This window comes from Variovorax nitratireducens (assembly GCF_051216545.1).
Taxonomy (GTDB): domain Bacteria; phylum Pseudomonadota; class Gammaproteobacteria; order Burkholderiales; family Burkholderiaceae_C; genus Variovorax.
Map to the genome: position 1 here is coordinate 35,331 of NZ_JBPJZO010000001.1, position 16,750 is coordinate 52,080.

At 67.8% G+C, this 16,750-nt stretch carries 15 protein-coding genes; 9 read left to right on the top strand and 6 right to left on the bottom strand.

Going from position 1 to position 16,750, the window contains the following annotated elements; all coding sequences use genetic code 11:
* Positions 1-136: 136 nt before the first annotated feature.
* Positions 137-448, bottom strand: a complete 312-nt coding sequence (locus ACSFA8_RS00190; protein WP_286541156.1) for a BTH_I0359 family protein — start codon at positions 446-448, stop codon at positions 137-139.
* A gap of 77 nt (positions 449-525) precedes the next feature.
* Positions 526-1,725, bottom strand: a complete 1,200-nt coding sequence (locus tag ACSFA8_RS00195; protein WP_435477525.1) for a DUF3108 domain-containing protein — start codon at positions 1,723-1,725, stop codon at positions 526-528.
* Positions 1,726-1,832: 107 nt separating this feature from the next.
* Here ACSFA8_RS00195 and ACSFA8_RS00200 point away from each other — a divergent pair, with 107 nt between their 5' ends.
* The 3 genes from ACSFA8_RS00200 (at position 1,833) to ACSFA8_RS00210 (ending at position 4,596) form a co-directional block, all read left to right on the top strand.
* On the top strand, positions 1,833-2,855 hold the full coding sequence (locus ACSFA8_RS00200) for a fumarylacetoacetate hydrolase family protein (protein WP_435477526.1): 1,023 nt from the start codon (positions 1,833-1,835) through the stop codon (positions 2,853-2,855).
* A 212-nt stretch (positions 2,856-3,067) separates the two neighbouring features.
* Complete coding sequence (locus ACSFA8_RS00205; protein WP_435477527.1) at positions 3,068-3,343, top strand: helix-turn-helix domain-containing protein; 276 nt, start codon at positions 3,068-3,070, stop codon at positions 3,341-3,343.
* Positions 3,340-4,596 carry a HipA domain-containing protein gene (locus tag ACSFA8_RS00210; RefSeq protein ID WP_435477528.1) on the top strand — a complete coding sequence of 419 codons (1,257 nt, stop codon included), beginning with the start codon at positions 3,340-3,342 and terminating at the stop codon, positions 4,594-4,596. The genes ACSFA8_RS00205 and ACSFA8_RS00210 overlap by 4 nt, the downstream gene beginning before the upstream one ends.
* Positions 4,597-4,601: 5 nt before the next feature.
* Here ACSFA8_RS00210 and ACSFA8_RS00215 read toward each other — a convergent pair whose 3' ends face one another.
* Positions 4,602-5,393, bottom strand: a complete 792-nt coding sequence (locus ACSFA8_RS00215) for a helix-turn-helix transcriptional regulator (protein WP_435477529.1) — start codon at positions 5,391-5,393, stop codon at positions 4,602-4,604.
* A 74-nt stretch (positions 5,394-5,467) separates the two neighbouring features.
* On the opposite strand from ACSFA8_RS00215, the gene ACSFA8_RS00220 reads away from it, so the two are divergent.
* The 6 genes from ACSFA8_RS00220 to ACSFA8_RS00245 are packed head-to-tail and all read left to right on the top strand — an operon-like array spanning position 5,468 to position 11,199.
* Positions 5,468-5,995 (top strand): VOC family protein, encoded by a 528-nt coding sequence (locus ACSFA8_RS00220; protein ID WP_435477530.1) that lies wholly within the window; start codon positions 5,468-5,470, stop codon positions 5,993-5,995.
* Complete coding sequence (locus tag ACSFA8_RS00225; protein ID WP_435477531.1) at positions 5,988-7,118, top strand: alpha/beta hydrolase; 1,131 nt, start codon at positions 5,988-5,990, stop codon at positions 7,116-7,118. Before ACSFA8_RS00220 ends, ACSFA8_RS00225 begins: the two co-directional genes overlap by 8 nt.
* A 7-nt stretch (positions 7,119-7,125) precedes the next feature.
* Complete coding sequence (locus tag ACSFA8_RS00230; protein ID WP_435477532.1) at positions 7,126-8,871, top strand: FAD-dependent monooxygenase; 1,746 nt, start codon at positions 7,126-7,128, stop codon at positions 8,869-8,871.
* Complete coding sequence (locus tag ACSFA8_RS00235) at positions 8,868-9,092, top strand: hypothetical protein (protein WP_435477533.1); 225 nt, start codon at positions 8,868-8,870, stop codon at positions 9,090-9,092. Before ACSFA8_RS00230 ends, ACSFA8_RS00235 begins: the two co-directional genes overlap by 4 nt.
* Positions 9,089-10,072 carry a Bug family tripartite tricarboxylate transporter substrate binding protein gene (locus tag ACSFA8_RS00240; protein WP_435477534.1) on the top strand — a complete coding sequence of 328 codons (984 nt, stop codon included), beginning with the start codon at positions 9,089-9,091 and terminating at the stop codon, positions 10,070-10,072. The genes ACSFA8_RS00235 and ACSFA8_RS00240 overlap by 4 nt, the downstream gene beginning before the upstream one ends.
* Before the next feature lie 17 nt (positions 10,073-10,089).
* Positions 10,090-11,199 carry an acyltransferase family protein gene (locus tag ACSFA8_RS00245; protein ID WP_435477535.1) on the top strand — a complete coding sequence of 370 codons (1,110 nt, stop codon included), beginning with the start codon at positions 10,090-10,092 and terminating at the stop codon, positions 11,197-11,199.
* A gap of 27 nt (positions 11,200-11,226) precedes the next feature.
* Here ACSFA8_RS00245 and ACSFA8_RS00250 read toward each other — a convergent pair whose 3' ends face one another.
* The 3 genes from ACSFA8_RS00250 to dctP form a co-directional block, all read right to left on the bottom strand.
* Complete coding sequence (locus ACSFA8_RS00250) at positions 11,227-12,381, bottom strand: toxin-antitoxin system YwqK family antitoxin (protein WP_435477536.1); 1,155 nt, start codon at positions 12,379-12,381, stop codon at positions 11,227-11,229.
* A 70-nt stretch (positions 12,382-12,451) separates the two neighbouring features.
* Positions 12,452-16,060 (bottom strand): hydantoinase B/oxoprolinase family protein, encoded by a 3,609-nt coding sequence (locus ACSFA8_RS00255; protein ID WP_435477537.1) that lies wholly within the window; start codon positions 16,058-16,060, stop codon positions 12,452-12,454.
* 14 nt (positions 16,061-16,074) lie between these two features.
* Entirely contained in the window at positions 16,075-16,728 is a 654-nt protein-coding gene (gene dctP, locus ACSFA8_RS00260) for a TRAP transporter substrate-binding protein DctP (RefSeq protein WP_435477538.1), read from the bottom strand.
* Positions 16,729-16,750 lie beyond the last annotated feature (22 nt).

Sequence of the window (16,750 nt, forward strand, 5' to 3'; positions counted from 1 at the left end):
CCGACACCCCAGCAGCTTGACCGCCACTTGTTCGTGAACCACCGCGGAACCGGCTCCGCCGGGCCGCCGGTGGTGCCCCCGGGCAGGGGGTAGGCGCAGCGACACGAAGTGCGCGCAGCCTGGGGGCGAGTTGAATCTAGTGCATCAGCACCGGGTTCTGTGCCAGTTCGGCGTACCCCTCGAGGGTGTCTTCCACCTCTTCCTGGGTCGGGGTATTGAGCTGCCAGGCCGTGATCTTCTGATGGAACAGTTCGGCCCAGGAGCCGTCGAGGTAGACCTCCTTGCCGGAGCGCTTGTCCACGATTTCAAAGCCGTGGCGCGCCAGCACCGGGATGTTGGGCGCAATCGGTTCGTCGTCCTCGTTGGGTTGCACGTGCACGACGACGAAAGAATCCGAGTCATAGAGCATCTGCATGGCGGGGTGGCTCCTGTAGTCGATTGCATTCATGATCACTAGATAGCAATCAACGCGCCAGTTTCAAGAACTGCCGACTGTTTGCAGGCATTTGGCCCACAAGAGCGTGATCAATTCACCACCGGCGGGGCCGTTTTGTCGCGCAGTTGCATGTCGATGATGTCGCCGTCGGTCTGCGTTTGCCGGATCCGGACAGGCAAAAAGCCGATTTCAGGCGCCAGCCAGAGCTCGAGTTTGTGGTCGAAGTCGCGACGCGGGCTGCGGGTGAGCTTGCGCACCGTGAAGTCGCCGGCCGGTACGTGCATCGCTTCTTCGCCCTCGACGTTGAAGACCCAGACGTCGGCATCACGCGGCCCGACGGTCTGCACCTCGATCTTGCTGCCTGCGGGAAAGCGCTTCGGGTCCCCGGCCATCAGCGCGCCGAGTTGCATCACCACGCTGAGCCGGTCCTGCGCACCCGGCAGCAGCGGCACCGTGGGCGCGTTGTTGCTGAACACCACCTTGCCCTGGTCGCGCACCAGGTGCGAGGCCACCTCGGCCTTGCGCACCTCCGAAAACCGCGTCGGCGCGATGCCGCTGCCGTCGACGCGGCCGGTGCTGGTCTGGCGCAGGAAGGTGCGAAACAGCATCGTGAGCGACAGCCGGGCGTTGTACTCGGCGCCGTTCTGCAGCCAGATCAGCTCGCCGAACACGCCCGACATCGGCTGCGGGCCGCGCTGGCCGGTGACGTCGAAGGCGAGCCGCACCGAACCGGGCACCAGCAGCGGCTGCGTGGCGCCGGCGGTCATTGCGGCCATGGCGGGGTTGGAGCCGCCGGCCGTCAGCGCGGCCATGGCGGGGTTGGAGCCGCCGGCCGGGCCCACGGCGTCCGCTGTCTGCGCCGCAGCGGCGCCTTCGGGCTCGGAGGCGGCAACTGCCGGCGCCTCCGCGGCCGGTTCGGCCGGCAATGGATCCTGCGAGGTTTCCGCCGTCAGCACCGGAGGTGCCGGCGCTGGCGGTGCCGGTTCAACGCGTGGCGGCGTGATCTCACGCGGGCGCTTGGGCGGCGCTGGCCTGGCGACGCGCACGGGCGGCGGTGATGCCGCCGCAGGCGCCGGTGCCTCGGCCGCGGCCGGCGGCGGCGCGATCACGATCGTGCGGGTGATGAACTTGCTCGCGAGCGGCAACTGCTCCGACCCGATGCCCGCGGGCATCAGCCCCAGCACCACCAGGTGCGCCGTCACCACCAGCACGGTCAGCAGCGCGAGCACGCGCCAGGCCGGGCGCGCTGCGCCGGCCAGTGGTGGAGCAGCATCAGCGGTGCGCGGCATCGTCGTCATGGCAGGTGGAAGGGGCGGGCTCGGTACACTGCCGCCGTTCAACCAGTTTAGTAGAGCGATGCCGGCCGCCCGGCGTTCCGCACCGACCACCGCACCCCATGAAACTCGCCACCTACAAAGACGGTTCGCGCGACGGCCAGCTCGTCGTCGTCTCGCGCGACCTCGGCAGCGCCCACTACGCCACCGGAATCGCCAGCCGCCTGCAGCAGGTGCTGGACGACTGGGGCTTCATGAGCCCGCAGCTGCAGGATCTGTACGAAAGCGTCAGCGCCGGCCGCGCACGCCACGCCTTTCCGTTCGACCCGACGCAATGCATGGCGCCGCTGCCGCGCGCCTACCAATGGGCCGACGGCTCGGCCTACCTGAACCACGTCGAACTGGTGCGCAAGGCCCGCAATGCCGAAGTGCCCGAAAGCTTCTACACCGACCCGCTGATGTACCAGGGCGGCAGCGACGATTTCATCGGCCCAACCGACCCGGTGGTGGTCGCGAGCGAAGCCTTCGGCATCGATTTCGAGGCCGAGATCGCGGTCGTCACCGCTGACGTGAAGATGGGCGCCTCGGCCGAACAGGCGCTCGACGGCATCCGCCTCGTGATGCTGGCCAACGACGTGAGCCTGCGCAACCTGATCCCGGCCGAGCTCGCCAAGGGCTTCGGCTTCTTCCAGAGCAAGCCCGCCACCGCGTTCAGCCCGGTCGCGGTTACGCCCGACGAACTGGGCGAAGCCTGGATCGGCGGCCGCGTGCACCTCACGCTGCAAAGCACCTGGAACGGCCGCAAGGTCGGCCTGTGCGATGCCGGCGACGAGATGACCTTCCACTTCGGCCAGCTCATCGCGCACATCGCGAAAACGCGCAACGTGCGCGCGGGCAGCATCGTCGGCAGCGGCACCGTCAGCAACAAGGGTGTCGAGAAAAAAGATGGCGGCATGGACTGGCCCAAGGGCTATTCGTGCATCGCCGAAAAGCGCTGCATCGAAACCATTCAGGACGGCCAGCCGAGCACCGAGTTCATGAAATACGGCGACACCATCCGCATCGAGATGAAGGGCAAGGATGGGCAGTCGGTGTTCGGGGCGATCGAGCAGGAAGTTGTGGCGCCATCAATTAACGGCCATTAATTCAAACCGGTGTCCATCGAAAAATTGACCCTATAGGATCAATTTCGGCCGAACTGCCTGCGTTTTGAGCAGAAGCGCCCTCTAAAGGGCAACTATCAGGGCGTTCCCGGCAGGTGATCCAATCCTGAATCCGAGCGGCAAGTGACCCTATAGGCACAAATTCTTCGACGCTGCTGATTTTTTAGGCCAAAATGCCCTCGCAAGGTCAAAAAATGCAGCTCACCCCCGATGCACTTCCCGAACTGGCAACGCGCCTCACGGCCGAGCGCAAGCGTCAAGGGCTGTCGCGGACCCAGGCGGCGTCGGTGTGCAATGTCAGCGTGTCCTTCATTCGGGATGCCGAGAGCAATCCGGCGCGTTGCTCCCTGGGGCGCCTGCTTCAACTGGCGCGGGGGCTGGGCCTGACCCTGACTGCAACCGGATGGCACCATGAACCGCCAGTTCCGGCCGCGTCGTCTGCTGACGATCAACGCGCCGTGATTGAATGATCTGCCTGCGCGTCTGGGCCAACGCACGGCCGATGGGATGGTTCGGGCATGAAGCGGCTGACTTCTTCTTCGAATACGACGCGCAATGGCTGGATCAGCCGGGTGCGTATGTGTTGGCGCCGCAGTTCGCTTTGCGCCCTGGCCGCTTCGTCGGTGCGCTGGTTCGCAGCTTTTTCGAGAACCTGCTGCCCGAAGGCGATGCGCTCGAAGACATCGTCAGCGCGATCCAGTTGCGCGGTGCGTCCAGCTTCGACGTGTTGGGCCGGCTCGGTGCCGAGCTGCCCGGCGTGCTGTCGCTCTTGCCCGAAGACGCGCGGCCAACGCTGGCGCAGGAATACCGGCCGCTTTCTTTCGAGGCGCTGAGCCAGCGTCTCGGCGCACGTGACCGCACGCCATTGCTGGTGTCGAACGATGCGGCCACCATGTCGCTTGCGGGTGCTCAGGACAAGATCGGCCTGCGCTTCGACGCCAAGGCCATGCGCTTGAGTGACAGTGTTGGCCAGTCGCCCACCACGCACATTCTCAAGCCCGATACCCGGCAGGCGCGCTACGCCCCGAGCGCCATCAACGAATACGCCTGCATGAAGCTGGCGCGGGCACTCAGGCTGCCGGTGCCCGACGTGTGGCTGCTGCGCGTTCCGGAGCCGGTCTATGTCATCGAACGCTACGACCGGCTGATGGCCGCCGGGAACATCGTCGGCTTGCATCAGATCGACGGCTGCCAGTTGCTGGGGCACGGCTCGGGGTGGAAGTACGAGCGTTCGGGTGGGCTGGTCAGCATTCCAAAACTGGTTGAAGCCCTGCGCGCGTTGCATGTGCGAGGTAGCGACCTGCTGCAATTGCAGCGCTGGGTGATGTTCAACTTCCTGGTTGGCAATGCCGACGCGCACGCCAAGAACCTTTCGCTGCTGATCGACGACAAGGGGTTTGCCATGGCTCCCTTCTACGATCTTCTGTGCGTGCGCGCCTATGGCGATACGGGCCTCGCGCTGTTCATCGGCGATGAAGAGACCTTCGACGCGGTGGGCCATCACTCATGGGAAGCGTTGTGCCAGGACTGCGGATTCCGCTTGCCGGAAACGCTGCTCGAGTTTCGAAAGATGGCGCTGGCATTGCTGCCCGCATGGCACAAGGTGCGCGCGATGCTCGACAAGCAGCAGGTGCTCACGGCGGCAGAAGCCGAAGTGCTTGGCCGTATGACGCAGGTGTTTGAGTTGCACAGCGGGCATGCGCTGTCGATGGTGGCGGGCTGACGCCTTTACCGCCCTCCAAGCTCCAGCAGCAACGCCTTCAGCGTCCCGATTCCCAGCCGCCGGAATGCGCGGTACTGGTGGGTGCGCACGGTGCTGAGTTCCACGCCCAGCGCGCGCGCGGCCTGCTTGGCGGTGCGGCCGGCCAACAGGTGGCCGATGACCTCGCGCTCGCGCACGGTCAGCACCAGCAGGCGCGGCTCGATCGGTCGGATGCCGGCGGATTGCTGCGAGGTGGCCGCCCCGACCAGTCCGCGGCTGTGCGCGGCGGTGGCCTCGGCCAGCAGCGCACCGTGAGCGGCAATCAGCCTGAAATCCGCTTCATCGAACTCCGGCAGCGCCAGGCTGCGATAGAAGCTCACAGCCGCGCGCTGGCCGCCGGGCAACAGCAGCAGCACCGAACTGCGCTCGCGAATGCCGACATCGCCATAGCAGGCCGCGCGGTAGGCCGGGTCGGCCACCTCGTCGGCGCGCTGGTGGCTCAACCACAATTGCGGCTGCTTCGGCAGCTTGCGCGCCGAGAGCCACACCATGTTGGGATCGAGCAGGTCGAAGCGGTTCTCGATGTAGCGCTCCGAAGTCAGCGCGGCGGCATCGCCGTAGTTGCTGGCCGTTGAAACGGTCACCACACGCCCGCTGGCGCCGAGCGCGAACACGGTGCAGAAGGTGAGCGGAAGCACCTGCTGCATCGCGGCCAGAAAGCCGTCGGCCAGGTGCGGCGTGCCGATGCCGGCAACGATGCCCACGGCGACCGAAGCGTCCATCGACGTGCGGGCGGGATGGATGCGGCGTCGCTTCATGGGGCCTCAGGGTAAACACTTCGTACGAAGTTACGACACGCAGCAACGAGGGGCATCGGGACAATCCCTCCACCATGACGAACCCCACGACGCTCCATCCGATCCACGGCCTGCACCACTTCGCCTGGCGCTGCCGCGACGCCGAAGAAACCCGACACTTCTACGAAGACATCCTCGGCCTGCCGCTCACGCACGTCATCAAGAAGGACACCGTGCCTTCCACCGGCGAGCACTGCCCCTACGTGCACATCTTCTTCCGCATGGCCGACGGCTCGCACATCGCGTTCTTCGACCTCGGCGACGACATGGCCGCCGCGCCCTCGCCCAACACGCCGGCCTGGGTCAACCATATCGCGCTGCGCGTCGATTCGGACAAGGCGCTGCAGGACATGAAGGCACGGCTGCAGTCCCACGACATCGACGTGATCGGCATTACCGACCACGACGGCTACATCCACTCGATCTACTTCTTCGACCCCAACGGCCTGCGCCTCGAACTGACCACCGAGCTCGCGACCCAGCCAGTGCTCGAGGGCTACAAGCGCGACGCGCACGCATCGCTCGCGACCTGGACGGCCCAACGCAGGGCCGCGCATGTCTGAGGCCGAGCTCGTGGTCATCGACGTCCAGCCCGGCGTCACGATGGAAAGCCAGTCGGGCCTGCAGGCGCTGCGCCCGCGCATCTTCGGCGCGCTGATGCGGCCGAAAGGGCAGGGCACCGGCACGGCGGCGATCGTGATGCATCCCACCAGCAACTTCATGGGCCACTACCTGCTCGAGCCGCTGGCCGCACGCGGCATCGCCTGCATGGGGCTCAACTCGCGCTATGCGGGCAACGACACCATGCTGCTGATGGAAACGGTGCTGCAGGACTTGGGCGCCGGCGTGAAGTGGCTGCGCGCGCAGGGCTTCAGCAAGGTGGTGCTCGTCGGCAACTCGGGCGGCGCGGCGTTGTCGGCGTTCTACCAGTCGCAGGCCGAGTCGCTGACCGCCGCCGCCTTTGTCGACGGCCTGCCCACGCACCTGTCGCCGGCCGATCTGCCGCCGGTCGATGCGCTGATGCTGTCGGCCGCACACCCGGGCCGTTCGCGGCTGCTCGCCGAGTGGCTGGATCCGTCAGTGATCGACGAGGCCGATCCGCTCGCGACCGACCCGGCCTTCGACCTCTACGCAGGGGCCGAGCCCGTGCCCTTCGCGGCCGACTACGTGGCGCGCTTTCGGGCCGCCCAGCTTGCACGGCGTGACCGCATCGAAGCCTGGGTGTGGGGGCGGTTGCGCATGCTGCGCGGCACGCCGGGGGCGCCGTCGGACCAGACCTTTCTGGTCTACCGCACCCACAGCGACCCGCGCTTCCTGGACATCTCGCTCGATGCCAACGACCGCCCGGTCGGCTCGATCTGGGGCGACGCGCGCACGGTCAACTACGCGGCCAATGCGATGGGCCGTTTCAACACGCTGCGCTCGTGGTTGTCGCAATGGTCCTCTGCTTCACAGGCCGACGGGCCGGCCTGCCTCGCGCGCACCTCGGTGCCGGTGCTGCTGATGACCCACACGGCCGACGGCTCGACCTTCCCGAGCACGGCCGCTCTCTGGCGCGAGGCCGGGCGCGACCGGCTCACCGAAGTACCGGTCGTCGGCGGCAACCATTACCTTGCGGGCCAGCCCGCGCTCGTCACGCAATCGGCCGACGCGATGGAAGCCTGGCTGCAACGCGTTCTGCATTGAGATTTCGATGAGCTCTTCCGCCATTCCCACCGCTCCCTCCGCCCGCCCTGGCGACGCTGCCTCGGGCCCGCTGCCGCCCATGGCCGGCGACGCATTGCCGCCTTCGGTCGGCGCCTTCCACTACACGCGCTTTGCGCCTGTTACGCCACCGCTTGAGGCTGGCATCGCGCTGGGCCGGCATCCCGTCGTCATCGCCGGTGGCGGACCGGTCGGCATGGCGCTCGCGCTCGGCCTTGCCAACCATGGCGTGCGCAGCGTGATCCTCGAAGCCGACGACACCGTCTGCGTCGGCAGCCGCGCGGCCTGCATCTCGCGCCGCAGCCTGGAGATCATGGAGCGTCTGGGCGCACTGCCCGCGTTCCTGGCCAAGGGGCTGCCATGGACGGGCGGGCGCAGCTTCTACAAGACCGACGAGGTGTTCCGCTTCGAGATGCCGCACGACGACACGCAGAAGCTGCCGCCGATGATCAACCTCGAGCAGTACTACATCGAGCAGTACCTGCTCGACGAGATCATGCGCCGCAACGCGGCGACGCCGGGGCTGGTCGACATCCGCTGGGGCACCGAACTCGTCGCGCTCGCGCAGGACGATGAGGGCGTGACACTCGACGTGCGCAATGCCGACGGCGCCTACACCCTGCACGGCGAGTGGCTCGCCGCCTGCGACGGCGGCCAGAGCTTCGTGCGCAAGGCGCTCGGGCTGGCGCTCGAAGGCACCGGCTACGAGGGCCGCTACGTGATCATCGACATCGAACTGCACAGCGACCATCCGACCGAGCGCCGCGCCTGGTTCGACCCGCCGTGGAACCCCGGCTCGACCGTGCTCATGCACCGCCAGCCCGACGACATCTGGCGCATCGACTACCAGCTGCGCGCGGGCCAAAGCACCGAGGAAGCGCTGCAGCCCGCGGCCGTTGCCGAGTTCGTGCAACGCCATCTCGACGCGATCGGCGAAGGCCATCTGCCATGGCACACGGTCTGGACATCGGTGTACCGTGCCGGCGCGATGACGCTCGCCAGCTACCGTCACGCGCGCGTGCTGTTTGCCGGCAACGCAGCGCATGCGATGCCGATCTTCGGTGTGCGCGGCCTCAATTCGGGCTTCGACGACGCCGACAACCTCGCGTGGAAACTCGCTCTCGTGGCGCGCGGCGTATCCGACGCGGCGCTGCTCGACAGCTATTCGCAGGAGCGCATCGCGGCCTTCCACATCAACGCCGCGAGCGCGATGCGCAGCACCGAATTCATGTCGCCGCCCTCGCGCGGTTTCGACTTGCTGCGCGAGGCCGCGCTGTCGCTTTCGGCCCGGCATCGCGAGATCGCCAGGCTCATCAACCCGCGGCAGACCGAGGCGGTGTGCTACGACGACTCGGCCCTCTCGAGCGAGAGCGACGCGCTGGCGGCGGGGCCGCAGCCCGGCGAAGTGATGCCCGAGTTGCAGCTGGGTCCGGATCGGCACCTGACCGATCTGCTGCAGGCGCCGGCTTTCACCTTGCTGGTGCTGCAGTGCGAGAGCGTGCCGTTCGACATGGAGGGCGTGCCGCTGGTGCAGCACAGGCTGCAACGCGATGCGCACAACGCCGCCGCCTTCGCCGCGCTCGGCGCCGACGAGCGGCGTGGTGCGGTTTACCTGTTGCGCCCGGACGGCCATGTGGCCGCGCGCTGGCGCGAAACGCCGCCGGTCGAAGTGCTCCGGCAGGCGCTGGTGCGCGCCGGTGCGCTGTATTCCGCCCGGAAGCTGGAGGCCGCATGACCGCCACGCTGCAACCCGAGGCCCGCGACCGCCTTTATGCCGCCTGCGCGAATGCCATCAGCGAAGCCGGCGGCGCGCGCGAATCGCTGTTCCTTGCGCGGCTCGCGCTGCTGCTGTTCGAACAGGTCGGCGACGAGGCGCGCTGCCGCCAGGCGCTGGCCGACGCGCTGGAGGCGCTGCCACTACCATCCCTTTCATCATCCCCGGAGACAACAACTTGAACGCCCAACGCAGAACCCTCCTCACCGGCCTGGCCGCCGCTGGCGCCACCACCGCCCTCGCGCCGTGGGCGCGCGCCCAGGGCTACCCCGAGCAACCGGTCAAGTGGATCGTGCCGTACCCGGCGGGCGGCGGCACCGACGTGATCGCGCGGACCTTGTCCGAGGCGATGCGCACGGGACTCGGCCAGGCCATCGTGATCGACAACCGGCCCGGCGCCTCGACCAACATCGGTGCGGATCTGGTGGCGAAGTCGAAGCCGGACGGCTACACCATCATGTCGGCCGACAACGCCGTGCTGGCCTTCAACGAGTACCTGTTCGGAAAGCTGCCGTTCAATCCCGAAAAAGACTTCAGCCACATCGGCGCGATCGGCCGCTTTCCGCTTGCACTCGTGGTGCACCCCGACTTTCCGGCGCAGGACTTCAAGGCTTTCCTGGCCTATGCGAAGGCCAACCCCGGCAAACTGAATTACGCTTCGCCCGGCAACGGCTCGCCGCATCACCTGGCAATGGAAATGTTCAAGAACCGCACCGGCACCTTCATCACCCACATTCCTTACCGCGGCGCCGCACCCGCGATGGCCGACGTGATGGGTGGCCAGGTGCCGTGCATGTTCCTCGACCTCGCCTCAGGCCTGCCGATCATGCAGGGCAACAAGGTGCGCGTGCTTGCGATCGGCTCGGCGCAGCGCAGCAAGCTGCTGCCCAACGTGCCCACGCTGGCCGAGGTCGGCGTGCCGAACACCGAGGTGTTCGCGTTCCAGGGCGTGCTCGGCCCGGCCGGGCTGCCCGCGCCGGTGGTCGCCAAGCTCAACGGCGAACTCAACAAGGCCTTCGGCAATCCGGCGGTGCAAAAACGCTTCAACGATTTCGGCATGGAAGCGTTGCCGGGCACGCCCGAGCAGTTCGCGGCGCTGTCGCGTGCAGAATCGAAGCGTTGGGGGCCGATCATCAAGGCCCAGGGCATCAAGCTGGACTGAGGGAATCGAACCGACCGATGAACACGGCGCCGCGACGCATCGAAGGCAGCACCAGCCTGGTGCTAGACAGCCTGCGCCTGCTCGCGGCACTCACGGTGCTCTATCGGCACATCGAAGACGTCTGGTTTCCCGCGACGGCGCATCCGGCCCAGCTCCCGGGCGACCTTTCGCACGCGGCAGTGATCGTGTTCTTCGTGTTGTCCGGCTTTGTCATCGCCTACACCACCAGCGAAAAGCAGCGCAGCCTGTCGTCCTATATGCAGGCGCGCTTCAGCCGCCTGTGCTCGATGGTCATTCCCGCATTGCTGCTGACTGCCGTGGTGGAAATCGTGGTCAGGGTTCAGGCGAACCCCGACCTGATCGCCAACTACGTGCGCGGAACCTTCGGCCCGCGCTATGCCGTCACCGCCCTGTTCCTGAACGAGCTCTGGTTCTTCTCGGCAGCACCGCCGGTCAACCGGCCGCTGTGGTCGCTCGGTTTCGAGTTCTGGTATTACGTGATCTTCGGCCTCTGGTACTGCACCGGCCGGGGCCTCAAGTCGTGGGCACTGGCGCTGGGAGCCTGCCTGGTGGCCGGGCCGAAGATCGTGCTGATGATGCCGATCTGGCTGATGGGTTGCGCGGCCTACCAGCTGCCGCGGCCGCAGCTCGGGCGCGGCCTGTCGTGGGTGTGCGTGGCGCTGGCACTCGCTGCGGCGGCGTGCACGGTGCTCTATCTGCCGCCCTTTCCCTTTGCGCTGGGCGAGAAGCCGCTGTTCTTCGCGAACCAGTTCGCCAGCGACTGGGTGGCGGGCGTGTTCGTCGCACTGGCGCTGTGGATGCTGCCGCCGGCAGCACCCGCTGCGGCCGTGGTGGCGTCGCCCCGCGTGGCGCGCAACTTCCGGCTGCTGGCCGATCTGACCTTCCCGATCTACGTGCTGCACCACGCACTGCTGGTGCTCTACCTCGCCCTGTTCGGGCTGAAGGTGAACGACGCCGGCCAGTTCTGGCAGGCGGTCATCGTGATCCTCGTCGTGTCGTCGCTGCTCGGCCTGGTGCTGGAGTGGCAGCGGCCCACCTGGTCACGCTTTTTCAGGTGGCTGTTCGGGGCGGTGCAGCCCCGCCTCCTGAAGGCGTTTGCACGCTAGCCGCCGGGGCAATTGCGGCTGCTGCGGCTATTTCGCAAACGCCTTGCGCGACCCGTCCTCAAACACCTCGTCGTCGCGCTGCAGCTTGCCTGCCTCGTCCCAGGCGCGTTCCCGGGTAACCCGGCCTTTCGCGTCGTAGACCGATTCGGCCACCAGCGTGCCCTTTTCGTCGAAGCGCTGGTGCGTGCCGGCCGGCATCTGGCGGCCGCGCGGCGGGGCGCTGTAGCGGCCCAGGCTGGCGCGCTGGCCGTTGTCGTGGAAGGTGGCGTTCTCGACCGAGCGCGCCTCGCCGCTGCCGCTGTAGAACGACTGGCTGCGCGGCTGGCCGTTCAGGAAGAAGCTCTTGTCGCTGACGTGTTCGCCGGTTGTGTTCCAGCGCTGCTCGCGCACCAGCGTGCCGGTTTCGGAGAACGTCTGTTCGACCTGCCGGATGCCGCCGCGTTCGGTCACGAGCCAGACGATCTCGGCGCGCTTCACGCCCTCCGCCGAAAAGCGCCGCTCGATGCGCTGGCTGCCGGTGATCTCCTCCTGTGCCGACGGCTTGCCGTTGTCGTACAGGTTCTCGCTGCGTTGCCGCTTGCCGCCGGCCCACACGGCGCGGGTGCGCAGGGCGCCGCGCGTGTCGAACAGCTCGACCTCGGCAGCCTTGCCGCCGAAGCCGCAAAGCTTGGCGTCGTCGGCCGCGGGAGCCAGCATCGGCCGGTCGCCGCAGCGCAGCGCCGAGAGCTGGCCGCTGTCGTTGAACTCGACCGAAGCCTGCTCGCCCCCGGCCTCGGCGTGAAAAGCCACGCGGCGCAACTGGCCGTTCGGATGAAAGCTGCGCACCAGGCCGCGTTCGCTGCCGTTGACGTAGGTCGCCTCGCGCAGCACCTGGCCCGTCGGCGAGAACTCGCGCGCCCGGCCCTCCATGTTGCCGTTCGCGTTGACGCTGTGTTCCTTGATCGGCTGGCCCTTGCCGTAATAGCGCACGATGCCCATGAACACGCCGTTTTTCAGCTCCTGCTCGCGCTGCAGCTCGCCGCTGTTGCGATCCTTGCAGCGCATCAGGCCAGTCTTGCCGGCGGTGGTGCTGCCATTGGCCGGGTTCACGCTCTGGCCGTTGAGTTCGCAGTCCTGGATCGCCGTGGCAGCGAGCGGCGTGGCAAGGGCGGCTGCAAGCAACAGGGTACGGGGTGACGACATGGGCAACGCGTCCGGGCGACTAGTGGCTGGGCCACCAGTCTAGCGGGCGGGTGCGCGTGCCGCAGGCGCGTCAGTGCGCTCCGAAGCCGCCGCCGCCCGGCGTGTGAACCTCGAACACGTCGCCCGGTTTCATCTCGGCCTGGCCGATGTGTGCCAGCAGCAGTTCGGAGCCGTCGGCGCGCACGACGCGGTTCAACCCCACCTGGCCGCTCTGTCCGCCCGCGAAACCGAAGGCCCCATGCACGCGGCCGTTGGAGAGGATGCTGGCCGTCATGTCTTCCAGAAAGCGCACGCGCCGCACTGCGCCGTCGCCGCCGCGCCAACGCCCGGCACCGCCCGATCCGCGGCGGATCTCGTGGCTGTCGAGCCGCACCGGAAAGCGGAACTCGAGCACCTCGGGGTCGGTCAGGCGCGAGTTGGTCATGTGGGTCTGAACCACGCTGGTGCCGTCGAAGCCGTCGCCTGCACCCGAACCACCCGAGAGGGTCTCGTAGTACTGGTGCGACGCATTGCCGAAGGTGAAGTTGTTCATCGTGCACTGGCCGGCTGCCATCACGCCGAGCGCGCCATAGAGCGCGTTGGTGATGCAGGTCGATGTCTCCACATTGCCGGCCACCACCGAGGCCGGCGCGTCGGGGTTGAGCATCGAGCCGGGCGGGATGATCACGCGCAGCGGCTTCAGGCAGCCCGCGTTGAGCGGAATGTCGTCGTCGACCAGCGTGCGGAACACATACAGCACCGCGGCCATGCACACCGCGGTGGGCGCGTTGAAGTTGTTGTCCTGCTGGGCCGAGGTGCCGGTGAAATCGACTTCGGCGCTGCGCGCGGCCGCGTCGACGCGGATCGCCACCTCGATCTGCGCGCCGTTGTCCAGCGGCAGCGTGAAGCGGCCGTCCTTCAGGCGCGTGATGACGCGGCGCACCGACTCCTCCGCGTTGTCCTGCACATGGCGCATGTAGGCCTGCACCACGTCCAGCCCGAACTGCGCGACCATCTTGCGCAACTCCTGCGCGCCTTTCTCGTTGGAAGCGATCTGGGCCTTGAGGTCGGCCATGTTCTGCGTCGGATTGCGCGCCGGGTGGGCCCCGCCCTGCAGCAGCGCCAGCATCCCCGCCTCGCGGAGCACGCCGCGCTCGACCAGCTTGAAGTTGTCGATCTGCACGCCTTCTTCCTCGATGCGTGTGGAAAAGGGCGGCATCGAGCCGGGCGTGGTGCCGCCGATGTCCGCATGGTGGCCGCGGCTGCCGACGTAGAACATCGGCTTGTCGTTCGCCCCGCTGTCGTCGAGGTACACCGGTGTGATGACCGTGATGTCGGGCAGGTGGGTGCCGCCGTGGTAGGGGTCGTTCAGCACATACACATCGCCGGGCTGCATCCGGCCCGCGTTCTCGCGGATCACGGTCTGGATGCTTTCGCCCATGCTGCCCAGATGCACCGGAATGTGCGGCGCGTTTGCGATGAGCTCGCCCGCGCCGTCGAACAGGGCGCACGAGAAATCGAGCCGCTCCTTGATGGTCACCGAGTAGGCGGTGTTCTGCAGCTGCAGCCCCATCTGCTCGGCGACGTTCATGAACAGGTTGTTGAACACCTCGAGCAGCACCGGGTCGACCGTGGTGCCGGCCGCATGCGCGACCGGCCTGGCCGAGCGGCGGTCCAGCATCAGGTGGTCGAGCGCGGTGAGCTGCGCTTCCCAGCCGGGCTCCACCACCGTGGTCGCGTTCTTCTCGGCAATGATCGCAGGGCCGGGAATCACGTCGCCCGGGCGCAGGTCTTCGCGCACGACCAGCGCCGCGTCGTGCCAGGCGCCGCTCGAATACATGCGCACGGTTTCGCGGCGCGGCACCTCGCGCACCGGATGCATGGCGTGGCGCGGCTCCGCGGGCGCATCGCCGGGCACCACCGCTTCGACCGAAACGGCCTCCACGACCAGTGGCTTGCCCTGCATGAGAAACGCGAAGCGCTGGCGGTAGGCCGCCTCGAAGCCGCTCTGGATCCCGGGCAGGTCGCCGAAGGGCACCACCAGTGCCGAGTCGCTGCCTTCGTAGCGCACATGCACCCGGTGCAGCACGTTCACCGCACCGGCGTTCACCTGCTGGCGCTCGAGTTCGGCCTGCGCCGCCGCGCCGAGCGCGTCGAGCCGTTCGGCCACGAGGGGCAGCGTTTCCGCTGCCAGCGGCAGTTCGACGGCCTGCTCGCGGATCACGTTCTGGTCGGCCAGCCCCATGCCGTATGCCGACAGCACGCCGGCCATGGGGTGCACGAACACGCGGCCCATGCCGAGCGCATCCGCCACCAGGCAGGCGTGCTGGCCTCCCGCACCACCGAAGCATTGCAGCGTGTAGCGCGTGACGTCGTAGCCGCGCGCCACCGAGATCTTCTTGATCGCGTTCGCCATCTGCTGAACCGCGATCTGGATGAAGCCTTCGGCCACATGCTCGGGGCTGCGCCCGGTCTGCGCCGCCAGCGCGCCGAAGCCGGCCGCCGCCGCAGCGTGGCTCAGCGACTCGTCCGCACCGGGGCCGAACACGGTGGGGAAGTAGCGCGGCTGCACCTTGCCGAGCATCACGTTGGCATCGGTCACGGCCAGCGGCCCGCCGCGCCGGTAGCTGGCGGGGCCGGGGTTGGCGCCCGCGCTTTCGGGGCCGACACGGAAGCGCGCGCCGTCGAAGCTCAGCACCGAGCCGCCGCCCGCGGCCACGGTGTGGATGCTCATCATCGGCGCGCGCATGCGCACGCCGGCCACCTGCGTTTCGAACTCGCGCTCGAACTCGCCTGCATAGTGCGAGACGTCGGTCGAGGTGCCGCCCATGTCGAAGCCGATCACGCGCGCCTGCTCGGCCAGTGCGGCGGTGCGGGCCATGCCCACGATGCCGCCGGCCGGCCCGGACAGGATCGCATCCTTGCCCTGGAACACCTGCGCGTCGGTCAGGCCGCCCGAAGACTGCATGAAGAAGAGGCGCACGCCGGGCATTTCGCCTGCCACCTGCTCGACGTAGCGGCGCAGGATCGGCGAGAGGTACGCATCGACCACAGTGGTGTCGCCGCGGCTCACGAACTTCATCATCGGGCTGGTCTGGTGCGAAGTGCTGATCTGCGTAAAGCCCACCTCTGCGGCGATGCGCCGTGCCGTCTGTTCGTGCTGGCTGTACCGGTAGCCGTGCATGAAGACGATCGCCACGCTGTGCAGGCCGCGGCCGAAGGCGGCCAGCAGCTCGGCGCGCAGGCCGCCCTCGTCGAGCGGTTCAACCACGTCGCCATGCGCGCCGATGCGCTCGCGCGCTTCGATCACGTCACTGTAGAGCAGCTCGGGCAGCACGATGTGGCGGTCGAACAGGCGCGGGCGGTTCTGGTAGGCGATGCGCAGCGCATCGCGAAAGCCGCGCGTGGTGACCAGCAGTGTGGGTTCGCCCTTGCGTTCGAGCAGCGCGTTTGTGGCCACCGTGGTGCCCATCTTCACGCACTCGACCAGCGCCGGCGTGACCGGCTCGCCGGGCTTCAGCCCGAGCAGGTGGCGGATGCCGGCCACGGCCGCGTCCTTGTATTGCTCGGGGTTCTCCGACAGCAGCTTGTGGGTGGTGAGCGAGCCGTCAGGGCGCCGGCCCACGATGTCGGTGAAGGTGCCGCCGCGGTCGATCCAGAACTGCCAGCGGTTGCCGAGGGGAGTGGGTTGGTCTTGCATGGTGGGGCGGTCGCTCAGCGTTTGCTGTCGACGTAATAGGGAACAAAGATGCGGTTGGCCTCGTTGCCGACCGAGCGCACCCATTCCAGCGAGAACTTCTCGCCCATGCGCTTGAGGTCGGCCTCGAAATCCGGCGGAACGCGGCCGACCTGGAGGCCGCGGCTGCGCAGTTCGTTGGTGGCGTCGGTGGCTGCGGCCTGGCTCAGGGCCCAGCCGCGCGCCTCGGCTTCCTGCCCGGCGGCCAGCAGCATCTGCTGCAGATCGGGTGCAAGCGCCTCGAAGGCCTTCCGGTTGACGAAGACGATGTTCTTCGGGAACCAGGCATTGATCTCGTAGTAGTACTTCGCGCGGCCCCACACCTGGTTCTCCACGCCGGTGACCGCCGAGGTGATCATGCTGGTGATGCGGCCGGTGGCGAGCGCCTGGTTGACCTCGACCATCGGCACGTCGACCGGCGTTGCGCCCAGCAGTTCGGCAATGCGTTCGGTGGTCTGGTTGTAGGTGCGCATGCGCGCGCCGCGGAAGTCGGCCGCCATGCGCTCGATGTTCTGCGTGTGGAACGATTCGGCGCGGTAGCCGGTGGCCAGCTGCCACTGGACGGCGGTTTGCGCCAGGCAAGGCTGTCCCGACGCGGCTGCGAATGCAGCCGCGATCCAGATGTGCTTCATGCGGGGCCCCTAAAAGCGCAGC